Origin of the sequence: Ornithinimicrobium sp., assembly GCF_035267225.1 — a bacterium.
Lineage (GTDB): Bacteria > Actinomycetota > Actinomycetes > Actinomycetales > Dermatophilaceae > Ornithinicoccus.
Map to the genome: position 1 here is coordinate 1 of NZ_DATFMA010000118.1, position 16,475 is coordinate 16,475.

Below are 16,475 nucleotides of genomic sequence, written 5' to 3' on the forward strand. Positions count from 1 at the left end.
GATGGCTCGCCGGGGCACGCCCTTCGTGGGGGTGCTCTACGTGGGCCTGGCCCTGACCGACGCGGGCCCGCGGGTGGTGGAGTTCAACGCCCGGTTCGGTGACCCCGAGGTCCAGTCGGTGCTCGCCCGGCTACGCACTCCGCTGGGCTCGCTGCTGCGAGCCGCGGCCACCGGCACCCTCGCCGAGCTGCCGCCCTTGGCCTGGCGCGAGGAGGCTGCCGTCACGGTGGTGCTGGCTGCCTCCGGCTACCCGCACTCCCCGGTGACCGGCGTCCCGATCGAGGGGCTCGAAGACGCGGAACGGATCCCGGGGGTGCACGTGCTGCACGCCGGGACAGCCGTGGAGCCCGCACCCGGCACTGCTGAGGACGACTCGTCGGCCACGGGGCTGTCCAGCGCCGGTGGCCGGGTCCTGTCGGTCGTGGCGGTGGGTGAGGGCCTGGCGCAGGCACGTGACCGGGCCTACCAGGCGGTCGGGTGCATCCGCATGGAGGGAGCCCAGTTCCGGCGCGACATCGCTGCGCATACGAGCGCGCCGGCAAACCCCTCCATGGACGGTCCCACGGACAGCTACCTGGACATCGAGGGGCACCTGCCGCTGTACGCCGGCAAGGTGCGCGAGCTGTACGTTCCGCTGGACCCGCAGACACGGCTGCCGCAGGAGGAGCGCATGCTCCTGGTCGCCTCGGACCGCATCAGCGCCTACGACCACGTGCTGAGCTCGCCCATCCCCGACAAAGGAATCGTGCTCACCCAGCTGTCCCTGTGGTGGCTGACCCAGCTCGCCGAGCTGTGCGCCGACCACGTCGAGTCCACCGACGTTCCGGTGCAGGTGCACGGCCGCGGCATCTACGTCCACCGCCTGCTCATGCTGCCGGTCGAGTGCGTGGCCAGGGCCTACCTCGCCGGCGGGGGTCTGGCCGAGTACCGGGCCGACGGGACGGTGAGCGGAGTCGTTCTGCCGGAAGGGCTGGAGGACGGCTCGCGGCTGCCCGAGCCGATCTTCACCCCGAGCACCAAGGCGCCGGCCGGTGAGCACGACGCCCCGATGACCTACGAGGAGCTGACCGAGCTCATCGGGCCGGCGCTGGCCGAGCAGGCCTGCACCCTGACCCTGGCCATCCTCGCGCGCGGCAACGAGATCGCGCAGGAGCGAGGCATCATCATCGCCGACACCAAGCTGGAGTTCGGCGTCGTTCCTTCCGAAGTGCCCTCCCCGGCCCTGCGCGAGGACGGCACCGTCGACTGGACGCTGATCGAGCCCCAGCAGGTGCGGCTCGTCCTCGCCGACGAGGTCCTCACCCCTGACTCCTCACGCTTCTGGAGGGCTGACGAGTGGGAACCCGGCCGGCCGCAGAAGTCCTACGACAAGCAGTTCCTGCGCGACTGGCTGACCAGCGCGGACAGCGGGTGGGACCGGGGATCGGGCGAGCCTCCTCCTGCCCTGCCCGAGGAGGTCCTCACCCGCACCCGGGCCCGATACGTCGAAGCCTACGAGGCCCTCACGGGTCGGTCTTTCGACCCCCACGGCGCGTAGACTGCCTCCAGCGGCTACGCCCGTTCCCGGCCCCGCCGACGGGCCTGGCGACCATCGTTGTGACCACCATCCAGTCGCGAGGAGTGACCCCCTGTTGGGAACCGTCATCGTCGATGTCATGCCCAAGCGCGAGATTCTGGACCCCCAGGGGCAGGCGGTGGCCGGAGCACTCGCGCGGTTGGGCGCCACGGAGTTCACGCAGGTGCGCCAAGGCAAGCGCTTCACCCTGGAGGTCGAGGGTGAGGTGACCCCGCAGACGTTGGCCGCGGCCCGACAGGCGGCCGTGACCTTGCTGAGCAACCCGGTGATCGAGGACGTGGTGTCGGTCCGGGCGCAGCAGGACGTCGAACAGGTCCGGGCGCAGCAGGGTGACCAGGCATGAGGGTCGGCGTCGTCACCTTCCCCGGCTCGCTGGATGACCACGATGCCCGTCGCGCGGTCCACCTCGCCGGCGCCGAGCCGGTTCGGCTGTGGCACGCGGATGACGGACTCCAGGGGGTGGAGGCCGTCATCCTCCCCGGAGGTTTCTCCTACGGTGACTACCTCCGCGCCGGGGCCATCGCCCGCTTCTCACCGGTGATGGACGCGGTCATCCCCGCGGCCCAGGACGGTCTGCCGGTGCTCGGGATCTGCAACGGGTTCCAGGTGCTGTGCGAGTCCCACCTGCTGCCCGGCGCCCTCGTTCGCAACGACCACCAGCAGTTCCGGTGCCAGGACCAGACCCTCCGCGTCGAGAGCACCCACACCGCTTGGACCTCGGGTTTCCAGGCAGGACAGCAGGTCGTGGTGACGCTGAAGAACGGTGAGGGAGCGTACATGGCCGATGACCGGACGCTGGATGAGCTGGAGGAGCAGGGCCGGGTGGTGGCGCGTTACGTCGGTGACAACCCCAACGGGTCTCGCCGGGCGATCGCCGGCGTCACCAACGCCCGGGGCAACGTCGTCGGGCTCATGCCCCACCCGGAGCACGCGGTGGAATCGGGGTACGGGCCGTCGGTCGACGGCCTGACCTTCTTCACCTCGGTGCTGAACAGTGTGGTGCGGGCATGAGCGGAGGCGGTGGCGCGAGCCGGGACGACAACGGCGATTCCAGCACCGGTCCGCGCTTCGCGGTCGACACCGTGCCCGTGGCCGCCGGCTCGGCCGACGTGGAGCAGCCGTACGCCGCCCTGGGGCTGAAGCCCGAGGAGTACGAGCGCATTCGCGAGATCCTCGGTCGCCGGCCGACCAGCGCCGAGCTGGCCATGTACTCGGTGATGTGGTCCGAGCACTGCTCCTACAAGTCCTCCAAGGTGCACCTGCGTCAGTTCGGCGACAAGACCACCGAGCAGATGCGTGCCTCGCTCCTGGTCGGCATCGGGGAGAACGCCGGGGTGGTGGACATCGGGGGCGGGTGGGCCGTCACCTACAAGGTCGAGAGCCACAACCACCCCAGCTACGTCGAGCCCTACCAGGGCGCTGCGACCGGCGTGGGGGGCATCGTGCGCGACATCATGAGCATGGGCGCCCGCCCCATCGCGGTGATGGACGCGCTGCGCTTCGGCGCGCTCGACCACCCGGACACCGCCCGGGTACTGCCCGCCGTCGTGGCCGGCGTGGGCGGCTACGGCAACTGCCTCGGCCTGCCGAACATCGGCGGCGAGGTGGAGTTCGACCCCTGCTACCAGGGCAACCCCCTGGTCAACGCCTTGTGCGTGGGGTCCATGCGTATCGAGGACATTCATCTCGCCTCGGCTGAGGGCGCCGGCAACCTCGTGGTCCTGTTCGGAGCCAAGACCGGCGGCGACGGCATCGGCGGCGTCTCGGTGCTGGCCTCGGAGAGCTTCGACTCCTCCGGGTCGACCAAGCGGCCGGCGGTGCAGGTAGGCGACCCGTTCGCCGAGAAGGTCCTCATCGAGTGCTGTCTGGAGCTGTATGCCGCCCGCGTGGTGGCCGGCATCCAGGACCTCGGGGGGGCCGGGCTGAGCTGTGCGACCTCAGAGCTCGCCTCCAACGGTGATGGCGGGATGTCGGTCCACCTCGACCGGGTGCCTCTGCGCGACGCGAGTCTGTCGCCGGAGGAGATCCTGATGTCGGAGTCCCAGGAACGGATGATGGCGGTCGTCGAGCCGGAGCGGCTCGACGACTTCATGTCCATCACCGCGCGATGGGACGTCGAGGCCACGGTGCTGGGGCAGGTGACCGACGGCGACACCCTGCAGGTCTACTGGGGCAGCGAGCTCATCGTCGACGTGCCTCCACGCTCCGTCGCCCACGACGGCCCCGTCTACGAGCGCCCGATGGCGCGTCCGGCGTACCTCGACGCGCAGGTCGCGGACAGCACCGTGGGCCTGCCGGCGCCCGAGGAGGGCCCGGAGCTCGCACAAGCCCTGCTCGACGTACTGGCCTCGCCCAACGGCTGTGACGTCACGTGGGTCACCCAGCAGTACGACCGCTACGTGCGCGGCAACACCGCCCAGGCCATGCCGGACGACGCCGGGGTCGTGCGCGTCGACGAGGTCACCGGCCGAGGCGTGGTGATCAGCGCCGACGTCAACCCCCGCTTCGCCCAGCTGGACCCCTATGCCGGCGCCCAGCACGCCCTGGCCGAGTCCTACCGCAACGTGGCGGTCAGCGGTGGGGTGCCCACCGCCGTCTCGGACTGCCTGAACTTCGGCTCACCCGAGGATCCGGCCGTGATGTGGCAGTTCGAGCGGGCTGTGAGCGGCCTGGCGGACGGCTGCACCGCGCTGGGGATCCCGGTGACCGGAGGCAACGTCTCGTTCTACAACCAGACCGGCGACCTGGCCGTCCACCCGACTCCGCTCGTGGCGGTCCTGGGGGTGATCGAGGACGTGGCGGCGCGCAACCGTGCCGGCTGGCAGCAGCCCGGGCTGGCGGTCTTCCTGCTCGGCGCCACCGGAGACGACCTCGACGGCTCGCTCTGGGCGCAGGTGGCCCACCAGCATCTGGGAGGCTTGCCGCCGCCGGTCGACCTCGAGGCGGAGCGACGCCTGGGCCGGACCGTCCTCGCCGCCGGAGCCAACGGAATGCTTCACTCGGCCCACGACCTTTCCGAAGGGGGCCTCGCGATGGCGCTGGCCGAGGCGGTCCTGCGCCACGGGATCGGAATCGAGGCGGACCTGGAAGGGCTGTGCCTGCGCGACGGCATCGAGGCGTTTTCGGCTCTGTTCAGCGAGTCCGGCGCCCGGGCCCTCATCGCGGTGGCCGAGGACGACGTGCCGGACCTCGTCGACCTCTGCGCCGCGCACCAGCAGCCCGCGATCCGCATCGGGACGACCGGCTCCGACAGCCTGCGGGTGGAAGACCTCTACGATCTTCCGCTCTCGCGGCTGCGCGCGGCGCACACCGGGGTGATCCAGCGCGCTCTGGCCCTCGCGGCCTCGCCGGCCTAGACCGAGCGGGCCGCTCTCACCCGGCTCGCTGACCGGGCTGCGCGGGTGCCGGGTCGAGCAGATGATGCCGCGAGATCGTCGCCTCGCGCCCCGGCCCGACGCCGACGACCGAGATACGCGCTCCGATCAGCTCCTCCAGGCGCAGCAGGTAGTTCTGGGCGGCGCGGGGCAGTTGGTCGAAGTGCTGGCAGCCCGAGATGTCCTCGCTCCAGCCGGGCAGGTACTCGTAGATCGGCGTGGCGTGGTGGAAGTCGCTCTGGTTGACGGGCATCTCGTCGTGTCGGGTGCCGAAGATGTCGTACCCGACGCAGATGGGAACGGTGTCCAGACCGGTCAGGACGTCGAGCTTGGTGATGACGAAGTCGGTGACCCCGTTGACCCGCTGGGCGTACCGGCCCACCACCGCGTCGACCCAGCCACACCGGCGCGGGCGGCCGGTCGTGGTGCCGAACTCGGCGCCCTGACGGCGCAGGAAGTCCCCGTTGTCGTCGTCCAGCTCGGTGGGGAACGGGCCTTCCCCCACCCGGGTGGAGTAGGCCTTGAGAATGCCGATCACACGGTCGATCCGGGTCGGTGCCACACCCGAACCCGTGCACGCTCCGGCCGACACGGCGTTCGACGACGTCACGAAGGGGTAGGTGCCGTGGTCCACGTCGAGCAAGGTCGCCTGCCCGGCCTCGAAGAGCACCGTGCGCCCCGCGTCCAGGGCCTGGTTGAGCACCAGAGAGGTGTCGGCCACCATCGGCCGGATGCGCTCCGCGTGCCGGAGCAGCTCCTCCATGATCTCCTCGGTCTCGACGGCCCGCCGGTTGTAGATCTTCAACAGCACCTGGTTCTTCATCTCCAGGGCAGCCTCGACCTTCTGGCGCAGGATGGACTCGTCGTACAGGTCCTGCACTCGGATGCCGACCCGGTTCATCTTGTCCGCGTAGGTCGGCCCGATCCCACGGCCCGTCGTGCCGAGCTTGCGCGAGCCCAGAAAGCGCTCCGCGACCTTGTCCAGCACCCGGTTGTACGGCGGGATGAGGTGGGCGTTGGCGCTGATGAGCAGCGCCGAGGTGTCGACGCCGCGAGCCTCGAGGCCGTCGAGCTCCTCGATGAGTACGGAGGGGTCGACCACGACACCGTTGCCGATCACGGGGACGCACCCGGGGGTCAGGATGCCGCTGGGCAGCAGGTGCAGGGCGTACTTCTGGTCTCCGATGACCACCGTGTGGCCTGCGTTGTTGCCGCCGTTGAACTTGACCACATAATCGACACTGCTGCCCAGCAGGTCGGTGGCCTTGCCCTTGCCCTCGTCGCCCCATTGGGCGCCGACAATCACCAGTGCAGGCATGCGTCCGTCCTTCGTGTCACGGTCGGCTCCCCCTAGCCCGGCTCCGGGCGGGAGGGTGTCGCGTTCAGAGCCCCAGGGCCCGGGCGCCCTCGGCCGAGGAGTCGCGCAGAAAGTCCGCGCACCGACGCTGCTCGTCACTCTCGCCGATCCGCTCGGCCGCGGTGGACAGGGCGGCCAGGGCCCGCAGGAAGCCGCGGTTGGGCTGGTGCTCCCACGGCAGGGGTCCCTGCCCGCGCCACCCCGCCTTGCGCAGCGCGTCCAGGCCTCGGTGGTACCCGGTTCGGGCGAAGGCGTAGGCCTCGACGTCGAGTCCGTCGGCGAGCGCACCCTCGGCCAGCACCGCCCAGGTCAGGCAGGAGGTGGGGTGGGCCACCACCACCTGTCGCGGCTCCACCCCGTCCTGCAGGAGCTCCGCCGCCGGGTCGGGTGGTAGCTGGGTCTCAGGGATGCCCAGCAGGTTCTGGCTCACTGGTGGGTGCCGGCCGACCGCAGGTTCTCACAGGCGGTGGTCACGCGGGCGGCCATGTTGGTCTCGGCCTCCTTGCCCCAGGCGCGCGGGTCGTAGAACTTCTTGTTCCCGACCTCGCCGTCGACCTTCAGGACGCTGTCGAAGTTGGACAGCATGTAGCCCGCCACCGGTCGGGTGAACGCGTACTGGGTGTCCGTGTCGACGTTCATCTTGAGCACGCCGTAGTCGACGGCGTCGGAGATCTCCTGCTCGGTGGAGCCGGACCCGCCGTGGAAGACCAGGTCGAAGGGCCGGTCGTCCTCGTCGCGCCCGAGCTCGCGAGCCGCGGCCGCCTGCGCCTTCTTCAGGATCTCCGGGCGGAGGGTGACGTTGCCCGGCTTGTAGACGCCGTGGACGTTGCCGAAGGTCAGCGCGGTGAGGTACCGGCCCTTCTCCCCGGTGCCGAGCGCCTTGATGGTGGCGATGGCGTCGTCCTCAGAGGTGTAGAGCTTCTCGTTGACCTCGTTGTCGACGCCGTCCTCCTCGCCGCCGACCACCCCGATCTCGACCTCCAGGATGATGCGGGCCTCGGCGCACTTCTCCAGCAGCTCCTCAGCGATCTCGAGGTTCTCCTCCAGCGGAGTGGCCGACCCGTCCCACATGTGTGACTGGAAGTACGGCTGACCGCCGTTCTTGACCGCCTCGGCGGAGGCGGCGATGAGCGGGCGGACGAACCCGTCCAGCTTGTCCTTCGGGCAGTGGTCGGTGTGCAGGGCGATGTTGACGTCGTAGCTCTTCGCGACCTCGTGGGCGTAGGAGGCGAGGGCCAGCGAGCCGGTGACCATGTCCTTCACCGTCGACCCGGACAGGTACTCCGCACCCCCGGTTGAGACCTGGACGATGCCGTCGCTGCCGGCCTCCGCGAAGCCGCGGATGGCGGCGTTCAGCGTCTGGCTCGAGGTCACGTTGATCGCCGGGTAAGCGAAGGAGCCGGCCTTGGCGCGGTCGAGCATGTCGGCGTAGACCTCGGGGGTCGCGATGGGCATGGAGTCCTCCTAGTAACGACGGGCAACAACAGCGTTCGGCCAGCAACCTGGCCCTGGGTCCATGCTTCCACACTTGCCGCGCGGTGCACCCCGGGTTCACGGTCGGGCCCGGCCCATGGTGGCTTGCCGGCCCCCACGAGGACGCCGGGTCTGCCCTAGTCCCAGCCGAGCATCGCGGAAACCTGCGCGGGCAAGGTCATGGGATCGAACGGCTTCGCGATCACACCCGACACCGCTAGGCCGTCCCACTCTTGTCGGTCACCGGGTGCGATCTTGGCCGTCACCAGAATCACGGGGAGGTCGGCGGTCTCCGGCTTCTCCCGGATCCGGGTGCACGTGGCGATGCCGTCCAGGACGGGCATCATGACGTCAAGCAGCACCACGTCGGGGCGGTGGCGTGCGATGCGCTCAAGGCCCTCGGCGCCGTCTCGGGCGGTGACCACGCGCCAGCCACCGACGAGCTCGAGGCTCATCGTGGCCACCTCGCGGATCGAGGGGTCGTCATCGACGATGAGCACGGCGCGGCTCGTCATAAGCCGGTTCGCGGTACAGACTCCGCTGACTCCTCGGGCTGACCAATGCTCCTCAACGACCCCTTCGGAACGACAGCTCCGTAGTAGATCTGCCGGTCGATCTCCACCAGGTGGGCGCCCAGCACCTCCATGCAGATGCTGTCGAAAAGCCGGTGCAGGCCGGCCTTCCGGTTGTGCTCACACATGTCGGTCGCGATGATCGCCCCGACCTCCGATGCGGCCGCGCCGACGTGCCACAGCATCTCCCGGAGAGCACCGGATGACCGAGCGTCGGGATGCACCACCCCAACGCCGAGGTAGTGGATCGCCCCCCGCGCGTACTGGTCCGGGAACCGCCGCTCGTAGAAGCTCTGGCTGATCCAGGGCAGGACCTCCAGGTCGGAGGTCACGGTGATCAGCGCGATGGGTGAACCCTCGTCGTCCCAGGTGATGTACTTCAAGGTGCGCGGGTCCTCCACCTCCTCCCTGAACTCCTGCTCGAGGAGCAGGTGACGAGCGGCAGCAGACCACTCCAGGTGCGCGAACGCCATCAGATACAGCTCGAAGAGCTCCGCAACGACGTCGCCGGCCACCTCGGTCTCCACCGTCATTGTCGCCATGGGCCGTCTCATGCGGACTCCCAACCCTCGACGCGGAATGCCGCGAGCGCGAGCGCGCACACCGGCCGGCTCGTGCAGTGCGCTGTGGCCAGCGCGGTCTGGAGGTCGCCGTAGTCACCGCTCCGGCGAGCGACCATGTCGGCCAGGCTGAGGCGGATCTGCTCCTCGACCGTGACCCGGCTGCCACCGGTGTGCTCAACGAACAGGCCCTTCCCGGCACTGTCGGTCACCCAACCCAGACCGGCCCACACATGCTCACCCGGATGGTCGGCGTAGGCCACGGCCTGCACGCAGGTCAACCGGTCGCCGTGCCCGCCCTCGAGGGTCCGGTGGTCCCGGGTGACACGGGCGATCGGTGGGATGACCGAGGAGAGGGTCACGAGGTTGAAGTCGGCCACGCCCGCCTGCTGCAGCGCGCCGTCGTAGGCCGAGATCAGGGTCGAGCCCTCAGCGCTGCCGGTCCGGACGGTGATGGCGAGCGGGGTCTGCCCGTTCGGCGGGACAGCAAGCCGGGTCATCGCGCGCTCGCTCACCGCTCACCCCGCGTCACTCCAGTGACGGCGTCGACCAACTCGAGGACCCGATCCTCGAGCTCGGCCGGTGGCACGCGCCCCTTGGTGAGGAAGAGCGTCTCCCCGAGCCGCAGATCCTCGCGCTCCTCGCGTGTGACCTCGGCCGCGCTGTACACGACCACCGGGGTGCTGGCCAGTCTGCCGTCCTGACGCAGCTCGGAAACCACGTCGACCCCCGCACCGTCCGGAAGCTGGAGGTCCAGCACGATCACCCCGGGCAGCATCTCGCGCGCGCACTGCACCGCCTCGGCGGCCGTCTGGGAGTGTGCGACCTGCAGACCGTGACTGCGCAGCAGCGCGATGATCACGCTGGCCAGATGCGCGTCGTCTTCCACCACGAGCACTGATGTCTCGCGGCGCCGGCCCTCGACGACCCGGGCGACCGTGCTCGCGAGCCTCTCGTCGGTGACCGGTTTCACCAGCCAGCTGTCGGTGGCACTGGCCACGAGCGGGTCGGCCGCTGGGCCAAGACCCGACATGACCACGATGGGGATGTGGCGGGTCCGGTCCTCCTCCCGCAGACGGCTGACCACGTCCGCCCCGGAAGTCTCCGGCATCAGCAGGTCGGTGAGCACGGCGGCTGGGCGGTGAGCGAGCGCGCCATCCACCGCAGTGGCCCCGTCGGTGACGCCGAGGGGCCGGTAGCCGTGCTGACGCAGCATCTCCGAGAGCGTCTCGACGACACCCATGTCATCGTCACAGACCAGGATCAGTGGGGCGTCGTCGTCGACCTTGGCTCCGCGGTCGGTCAGGGAGGGGGTCGTCGAGGGGATGTCGAAGCTGACGACGGTCCCCACGTCAGGCGTGCTCTCGGCCCAGATCCGACCCCCGTGTCGCTCCACGATGCCTTTGCTGATCGCCAGCCCGAGGCCAGAACCGCCCTTGAGCCGGGTGTCGGAGGAGTCGACCTGCTCGAACCGCTCGAAGATGCGCTCCAGCTTTTCCGACGGGATCCCCCTGCCCTCGTCAGCCACCCGAAAACGTACCCGTGCGTCGTGCTCAGCCGAGCTGACCCGCACCACACCACCAGCCGCCGAGAACTTGACCGCGTTGCCGATCAGGTTCGTCAAGGTCTGCACGATCCGGTCGGAGTCGCCCACGACACGTCCGCCAGTAGCTACGGTCTCGAGCCTCACGCCCGACGCTTGCGACAGCCCCTCCAGCTGGCCGACTGCCGTCCGGATCAAGTCCGTGGCATCGTGCTCGACGAAGTTCATGGGCATGGTCCCGGACTCGATCCGTTCCATGTCCAGGATGTCGTCGATCAGCCTGGTCAGTCGCTCACTGCTGTCGAGTGCGATCGCGGCCATCCGCCCCGCCGGCGGGCTCAGCTCCCCCAGAGAGCCGCCCGACAGGAGCCCGAGGGAGCCTCGGATCGAGGTCAGCGGTGTCCGCAGCTCGTGGCTGACCACGGAGAGGAACTCGTTCTTGATCCGGTCGACCTCCCGCCGTTGTGTGATGTCCCGGAACGCCACGACCGCACCACGGATGGTCGGCCCGTCCAGCAGAGGGCTACAGGTGATCTCGACCGGGATGTGCGAGCCGTCAGCGCGGACGTAGGTGTCCTCCTCCGAGCTCGTGACCACACCGTCGCGAATAGACTCGGTGATGTAGCACCCCTGCCACGGGTGTGGGCTCCCCAACTCGGTGGGCGCATGGAAGGCCTGGTGGGCGCGACTTCCGGTCAGCTCGTCGACCGGGTAGCACAGGAGCGCCGCACCAGCCGGGTTGACGAAGGTGATCCGCCCGTCGGCGTCCACCCCATAGATCCCGTCGGCCACCGAGGTCAGCAGGACCTCGTTCTGCCGGGCCAGGCGGCGCAGGTCCGTCGTCTGCTCCTGCACTCTGCGCTCGAGGCCTCGCCGCAGGGTGTCGTTGTCGAGCCCGAGGATGATCTGTCTGGCCCCGGCGCTGAACAGCAGGATCAACCACATCGCCGTCTGGGCCGGGTTGATCGCCGCCTCTTCGCCCGCCGTGTTGCGGACCAGGGCCGCCAGCAACAGCACCGAGAAGATCAGCACCGTGCCGAGGACGTCGGAAGTGCCCAGGGACGTCGTCTCCTCGGGGGACTCGACGCTCGGAAACCACGCGGCCATGGACAGCATCAGATAGCCCAGGATCCAGCCCAGGTCTACCGGCGAGCCGAAGTCGAACGTTCCGCGGGCGGCCAGCATCACGAACGCGACGTCGGAGCACGCGTACAACACGAATCCGCACCCGATCAACGTCAGCGGCACCCGGTCTCCCCGGCTACGCGCCACCAGCAGAGTCGCCACGGTCACCAGCGCCACGTCCAGCAGGGGAAACAGCAAGGCTTCGAAGCGACCCCCCGCGGATGCGCCTTGAAGCACTTGGCTGAAGACCAGCACCGACACCATCACCAGTGCGGCGCCGCCCACCACCAACCCGTCGAGTACCAACAGGACGAGCTCCATGCCGCGCCTGCGCAGCGCGGGGAAGCTCAGCACGCCGGCAATGATGAGCAGGATGGCCACGACAAGGCTCGACTCCGCAACCCAGCTGGGGGAGGTGACGGGATCGGCGCCGACGATGGCAGACCACCCGTTGCCGGCCAACGCGGCGACCGCCCCCAGGGTGAAGCACGCCCATGCGCGGCGGCGGCGAGAGTCGGTCGACAGGTGCCAGCGCACGGCGCTGCTGATGCCCGCCAGCACCCCCCCGAACAGCAGGCCTAACCCGCTGACACCCGACCGGACGTCCTGCGGCGCGTCCGAGGCCAGAACGACGATGAATGCCAGCCCCAGCACCGCGAGGACGGCGGCGACCCACAAGCGGCGGCGGCGCCACCGTGCCGCGAGCGCGGCGTCAGGGTTCTCGGCGGCGGGCGTCGTCTCGCCCGTGTCGGCTGGCTCATGGGAGAGCTCCCACGCTTCTACCGCCGCATGCGGCGCCCCCGAGACCCCCTGTGTAATCGCACCCACCCCCAAGTGGCTCGGCGGTCATGGCGTTCTGCCCCCGTACCGCAGTTCAATTACTTTAACCGCTGCTCCATCGATGTCGAACACGGCGGTCGGACGCGTCCCCGTGCGCCGCGGAAGACGACTGGCCACGTTCATCGCTCGGCGGAGGCGCGAACCCGTAGGGCAGCTCGAGTCGGTGCGCAGCCAGCAGCTCGTCGTCGGCCAGCAGCAGGCGTGTGTCGCGATCGGCCGCGACGACCCCGTCGGAGAGGATCACCGAGCGCTCACACAGCTCGGCGGCGTAGGGCAGGTCGTGGGTCACCATGAGCGTGGTCAAGCGGAGCGAGCGGATGATCTGCGCGAGCTCGCGGCGCGAGGCGGGGTCCAGGTTGGAGCTCGGTTCGTCCAGGACCAGGACGTCCGGCTCCATGGCCAGCACCGTCGCGACCGCTACTTTTCGCCGCTGGCCGAAGGACAGGTGATGGGGGGCGCGGTCGGCGACACCCTCCATTCCCACCAGTGACAGCGCGTTGCGCACGCGAGCATCGAGCTCCTCGCCACGCAGTCCCAGGTTGCGGGGCCCGAAGGCCACATCGGCCCGCACGGTCGGCATGAAGAGCTGGTCGTCCGGATCCTGGAACACGATGCCGACCCGTCGTCGAACCTCCGGCAGGTTCTCTCTCGTCACCGATAGCCCCGAGATGACCACGCTGCCCGCTCCCGCAGTGAGGATGCCGTTCAGATGCAGCACCAGGGTGGTCTTGCCGGCACCGTTGGGCCCGAGGAGGGCCACCCGCTCGGCGCGCTGCACGGCGAGGTCGACCCCGTAGAGGGCCTGACGACCGTCGGGGTAGGCGTAGGCCAGGCCACGCACGTCGATGACCTGCGGCTTCATGCGAACACCGGCCCCCACGTCAGGGCCGCCACCAGCACGACGGCCGCAGTCAGCGGCAGGCTGGCGGCCTGCGCCATCTGAGCCCGGCCGGCCTCCTGCTCAGTCTCCAGTGAGAGCTCACCGTCGAACCCGCGGGACAGCATGGCCAGGTGTACCCGCTCACCCCGCTCGTAGGAGCGGATGAACAGGGCCCCCGCTGTTCGCGCCAACACAGGCCAGGAGCGCACGGAGCGCTCTGCAAAGCCGCGCGAGCGCCGGGCCACCGTCATCCGACGCATCTCCGTGGCCACAACCTCCACGTACCGGACCATGAAGGACAGGATCAGCACCATCGCGGTCGGCAGGCGGAGTCGGTGCAGGCCGCCGACGACGCTGGCCGGCTCCGTCGTGGCCGCCAGGAGCAATGCCGCCAGGACGCCCAGTGTCCCCTTGGCCAGAAGGGTCCACGCTGCGAACAACCCGGGCTCGGACACGGTCAGCGGGCCGAGCTCGATGCGCGGCCCGGTGGCGATGAAGGGCAGCAGGAGGGCGAAGACCAGGAACGGCACCTCGATGACCAGCCGTGGGAGCAGGTATCCCCAGGGCACCGATGCGAACCGGGCCGCCGCCCCCACCAGGGCGAGGTAGGCCGCGAAGGCGAGGTAGTACTCCCCCGGTGTCGCCACTACGACGACGACGAAGGCCAGCAACGCGAGCACCTTCAGGTGGGCCGGAAGGCTGTGGACCGGCGAGTGCGCGTGGTAGTGGAGCAGGTGCCCGTGCTGCGCACCCACCTCAGGAACCAGCCGTCACGTGCTCACGCCCTGCGGCGCAAGGCCCAGAAGAGGGCGAAGGCCACCGCCGCCGTGACGGCCACGCCGAGCAACCCGGCCAAGCCGGTGGACAGCCGCGCGTCCTCGACCCCCGTCGCCTCGTAGTCGGCCACCGGCGAGCCTGCCGTCGCGTGGTCACCGGCGGTGTCCTCGAAACCGAGCTGAGCGGCCACGTACTCCAGGCCGTCGGGGTGGGCCGAGGCGAAGGAGCTCACGCCCACCGCGAGGACGAGGCTGACCAGCACGACGGCCAGCACCACGAGGCGCCGCGAACGGCGCTCGACACGGGTCTGGGTGTCTGTCACCGAACTCATGCCGGGCTCCCTTCACGAATCTCCAGCCTCTGACGCTCGAGGTAGGGCTGCGCTGCGCGGACGAGATCGGGGCGCACGGCCAGGACGCTGCCGACGATGAGCGCGGTGATGACTGCTTCGCCGAGCCCGATCACGGCATGCCAACCGAGCATCACCGTCAGGAGCGAGTCGAGCGGGATCGGCGCCTGTCCGCCGAGGGCGTATAACCCAGTGAAGGCGACCGCCGCGGCGGGCACGGAGACGAACCCGGCGACGAAGGCGACCCATGGCACCACCGACAGACGACGCGGCAGCAGTCTGGACAACACTAGGTAGGCACCCCAGGCCGTCCACACGGAGACCAGAGCCATGAGGGTGATGTTGGTGCCCAGGGCGGTGATGCCACCGTCGGAGAACAGCAGCGCCTGCACGATGAGCACCACCGACAGACACAGCGTCGCGGTCCACGGCCCGACGAGCAGGGCAGCCAGAGCTCCGCCGATCATGTGGCCCGACGTGCCCGCGCCGACGGGGAAGTTGATCATCTGCCCGGCGAAGACGAAGACCGCTGTCACTCCGGCAAGCGGCGCCAGCCTGTCGTCGAGCTCCCGCCGCCCTCCGCGAAGGGCCAACGCGAGACCGCCGACCGCCACTGCGGCGGTTCCGGCGGAGGTGGCGAGGTCGAGGAATCCGTCTGGTACGTGCACGGATCGACCTTACTGCAACTCAGTTGCAATAAATAGGTCAGAGAGTCTGGCCGAAAACGTGCTGGCGCACCCAGGCGTGCATCGCGATGGCGGCGGCCGCCCCGGCGTTGATGGATCTGGTGGAGCCGAACTGGGAGATGGCCAGGGTCTGCTGGGCTGCAGCAAGCGCCTCCTCGCTCAGGCCGGGCCCCTCTTGGCCGAAGAGCATCACGCAGCGTCGTGGCAGCGACGCCGTCTCCAGAGGCGCGGCGTGCGCGGTGTTCTCCAGCGCGATGAGGGGGATGTCGTCAGCCCAGGCCACCAGCTCGGCGATGTCCGCGTGGTGGTGCTCATGCTGGTAGCGGTCGGTGACCATGGCGCCGCGACGGTTCCACCGGCGCCGGCCCACGATGTGGAAGGCGGCGACGTTGAAGGCGTTGGCCGTGCGGATGACCGAGCCGATGTTGAAGTCGTGACCCCAGTTCTCCACCGCGATGTGCACCTCGTGACGGTGAGAGTCGAGGTCTTCGACGATGGCCTCCCGAGTCCAGTACCGGTAGTGGTCGACCACGTTGCGGCGGTCGCCATGGGCCAGCAGCTCGGCGTCGAGGTGGTTCGGCGGGCCGGTCTCGTCCCCCGGCCAGGGCCCGGGCCACGGCCCCACGCCGACCTCGGACGGTGGCGGGCTCACCTCAGCCGCCGTACTTCCGGCACGGGGCCCCCTCGATCGTCACCGCATCATCCTGCCACCACGTTCAGCCGTAGCCCGTCGCCCAGCCTGGCACTACGGTGGACCGCAGGCGGGGCGAGGAGGCCCTGCACCCTTGCGACCTCGTGGTCGCCCGAACGACACGAACGGATGGCGACATGGACCCCATAGTGTGGATCTTGATCATCGGGCTGGTGCTGGTGATAGCCGTGGGAGTGTGGCTGCTGACGCGTAAGCCCGGTGCGTCTGGCTCGGGCGACGGCCAGAGCCAGGAGGAGTCCACTGCGGATGTCGAGACCCGGCGGGCAGACGAGGTCGAGCGCTACGACGTGGGGGGCGACCACGTCGCAGCCGGGGACACGGACATCGGGCATCGCTCCGAGGACCCCTACGACCAGGAGGCCGACGAGGACGAGGATCCGCCGGTGTGGCAGGAGGAGGAGTCGCCCGGTCGGGACACGGCAACGGGTGCCGATGTGCCCGTCGTGGAGGACGAGCCCGCTGAGGGCGTCCATGAGGGACAGGCGGCGGCCCCGGTGGCGACCGACTCCCAGGATGGCGACCGCGAGCAGATGACCTACGGCGAGGCGGAAGCCGAGGACTTCGCGTCCGAGACGACCTACGCCGACCCCGACGCCCACTCCGGCTACGGCGGTTACGCCGAGCAGGTGACCGGCGCACACCAGGGGGGTC

The 16,475-nt window shown here is 69.8% G+C and carries 17 protein-coding genes; 5 read left to right on the forward strand and 12 right to left on the reverse strand.

Annotation, left to right across the window (positions count from 1 at the left end):
- The 4 genes from VJ976_RS11595 to purL all read left to right on the forward strand — a co-directional run.
- Nucleotides 1–1,537, forward strand: a 1,537-nt coding sequence (locus VJ976_RS11595; RefSeq protein WP_324100382.1) for a phosphoribosylaminoimidazolesuccinocarboxamide synthase, incomplete at its 5' end; no start/stop codon positions are given.
- Between the two features lie 94 nt (nt 1,538–1,631).
- Nucleotides 1,632–1,919, forward strand: coding sequence for a phosphoribosylformylglycinamidine synthase subunit PurS (gene purS / locus VJ976_RS11600; RefSeq protein ID WP_324100383.1), 288 nt, complete (start codon nt 1,632–1,634; stop codon nt 1,917–1,919).
- Nucleotides 1,916–2,587 (forward strand): phosphoribosylformylglycinamidine synthase subunit PurQ, encoded by a 672-nt coding sequence (purQ, locus tag VJ976_RS11605; RefSeq protein WP_324100384.1) that lies wholly within the window; start codon nt 1,916–1,918, stop codon nt 2,585–2,587. Before purS ends, purQ begins: the two co-directional genes overlap by 4 nt.
- Nucleotides 2,584–4,932: a phosphoribosylformylglycinamidine synthase subunit PurL gene (purL, locus tag VJ976_RS11610; protein ID WP_324100385.1), complete on the forward strand. Its 2,349-nt coding sequence runs from the start codon at nt 2,584–2,586 to the stop codon at nt 4,930–4,932. The genes purQ and purL overlap by 4 nt, the downstream gene beginning before the upstream one ends.
- 16 nt (nt 4,933–4,948) lie before the next feature.
- On the opposite strand, the gene VJ976_RS11615 is transcribed toward purL, so the two are convergent.
- The 12 genes from VJ976_RS11615 to VJ976_RS11670 form a co-directional block, all read right to left on the reverse strand.
- Nucleotides 4,949–6,268, reverse strand: a complete 1,320-nt coding sequence (locus VJ976_RS11615; protein ID WP_324100386.1) for an adenylosuccinate synthase — start codon at nt 6,266–6,268, stop codon at nt 4,949–4,951.
- 64 nt (nt 6,269–6,332) lie between these two features.
- Nucleotides 6,333–6,737 carry a DUF3151 domain-containing protein gene (locus tag VJ976_RS11620; RefSeq protein WP_324100387.1) on the reverse strand — a complete coding sequence of 135 codons (405 nt, stop codon included), beginning with the start codon at nt 6,735–6,737 and terminating at the stop codon, nt 6,333–6,335.
- Complete coding sequence (gene fbaA / locus VJ976_RS11625; RefSeq protein ID WP_324100388.1) at nt 6,734–7,762, reverse strand: class II fructose-bisphosphate aldolase; 1,029 nt, start codon at nt 7,760–7,762, stop codon at nt 6,734–6,736. The genes VJ976_RS11620 and fbaA overlap by 4 nt, the downstream gene beginning before the upstream one ends.
- Nucleotides 7,763–7,917: 155 nt before the next feature.
- Nucleotides 7,918–8,295: a response regulator gene (locus VJ976_RS11630; RefSeq protein WP_324100389.1), complete on the reverse strand. Its 378-nt coding sequence runs from the start codon at nt 8,293–8,295 to the stop codon at nt 7,918–7,920.
- Entirely contained in the window at nt 8,292–8,906 is a 615-nt protein-coding gene (locus VJ976_RS11635; RefSeq protein ID WP_324100390.1) for a hypothetical protein, read from the reverse strand. The genes VJ976_RS11630 and VJ976_RS11635 overlap by 4 nt, the downstream gene beginning before the upstream one ends.
- Nucleotides 8,903–9,427: a pyruvoyl-dependent arginine decarboxylase gene (locus VJ976_RS11640; RefSeq protein ID WP_324100391.1), complete on the reverse strand. Its 525-nt coding sequence runs from the start codon at nt 9,425–9,427 to the stop codon at nt 8,903–8,905. The genes VJ976_RS11635 and VJ976_RS11640 overlap by 4 nt, the downstream gene beginning before the upstream one ends.
- Nucleotides 9,424–12,408: a response regulator gene (locus VJ976_RS11645; RefSeq protein ID WP_324100392.1), complete on the reverse strand. Its 2,985-nt coding sequence runs from the start codon at nt 12,406–12,408 to the stop codon at nt 9,424–9,426. Before VJ976_RS11645 ends, VJ976_RS11640 begins: the two co-directional genes overlap by 4 nt.
- A gap of 55 nt (nt 12,409–12,463) precedes the next feature.
- Nucleotides 12,464–13,282 (reverse strand): ABC transporter ATP-binding protein, encoded by an 819-nt coding sequence (locus VJ976_RS11650; RefSeq protein WP_324100393.1) that lies wholly within the window; start codon nt 13,280–13,282, stop codon nt 12,464–12,466.
- Complete coding sequence (gene cbiQ, locus VJ976_RS11655) at nt 13,279–14,055, reverse strand: cobalt ECF transporter T component CbiQ (protein ID WP_324100394.1); 777 nt, start codon at nt 14,053–14,055, stop codon at nt 13,279–13,281. The genes VJ976_RS11650 and cbiQ overlap by 4 nt, the downstream gene beginning before the upstream one ends.
- Before the next feature lie 23 nt (nt 14,056–14,078).
- Nucleotides 14,079–14,408: a PDGLE domain-containing protein gene (locus VJ976_RS11660; RefSeq protein WP_324100395.1), complete on the reverse strand. Its 330-nt coding sequence runs from the start codon at nt 14,406–14,408 to the stop codon at nt 14,079–14,081.
- Nucleotides 14,405–15,094 carry an energy-coupling factor ABC transporter permease gene (locus tag VJ976_RS11665; RefSeq protein WP_324100396.1) on the reverse strand — a complete coding sequence of 230 codons (690 nt, stop codon included), beginning with the start codon at nt 15,092–15,094 and terminating at the stop codon, nt 14,405–14,407. The genes VJ976_RS11660 and VJ976_RS11665 overlap by 4 nt, the downstream gene beginning before the upstream one ends.
- A gap of 37 nt (nt 15,095–15,131) precedes the next feature.
- Nucleotides 15,132–15,764 (reverse strand): TrmH family RNA methyltransferase, encoded by a 633-nt coding sequence (locus VJ976_RS11670; RefSeq protein ID WP_324100397.1) that lies wholly within the window; start codon nt 15,762–15,764, stop codon nt 15,132–15,134.
- A 176-nt stretch (nt 15,765–15,940) separates the two neighbouring features.
- Here VJ976_RS11670 and VJ976_RS11675 point away from each other — a divergent pair.
- On the forward strand, nt 15,941–16,475 hold a 535-nt coding region (locus tag VJ976_RS11675; RefSeq protein ID WP_324100398.1), incomplete at its 3' end, for a hypothetical protein.

What these genes read in the sequence shown, in the direction of transcription:
- purQ (WP_324100384.1), top strand. Translation starts at nt 1,916, where the DNA reads ATGAGGGTCGGCGTCGTCACCTTCCCCGGCTCGCTGGATGACCACGAT.
- purL (WP_324100385.1), top strand. Translation starts at nt 2,584, where the DNA reads ATGAGCGGAGGCGGTGGCGCGAGCCGGGACGACAACGGCGATTCCAGC.
- VJ976_RS11615 (WP_324100386.1), bottom strand. Translation starts at nt 6,268, where the DNA reads ATGCCTGCACTGGTGATTGTCGGCGCCCAATGGGGCGACGAGGGCAAG.
- fbaA (WP_324100388.1), bottom strand. Translation starts at nt 7,762, where the DNA reads ATGCCCATCGCGACCCCCGAGGTCTACGCCGACATGCTCGACCGCGCC.
- VJ976_RS11630 (WP_324100389.1), bottom strand. Translation starts at nt 8,295, where the DNA reads ATGACGAGCCGCGCCGTGCTCATCGTCGATGACGACCCCTCGATCCGC.
- VJ976_RS11635 (WP_324100390.1), bottom strand. Translation starts at nt 8,906, where the DNA reads ATGAGACGGCCCATGGCGACAATGACGGTGGAGACCGAGGTGGCCGGC.
- VJ976_RS11650 (WP_324100393.1), bottom strand. Translation starts at nt 13,282, where the DNA reads ATGAAGCCGCAGGTCATCGACGTGCGTGGCCTGGCCTACGCCTACCCC.
- VJ976_RS11660 (WP_324100395.1), bottom strand. Translation starts at nt 14,408, where the DNA reads ATGAGTTCGGTGACAGACACCCAGACCCGTGTCGAGCGCCGTTCGCGG.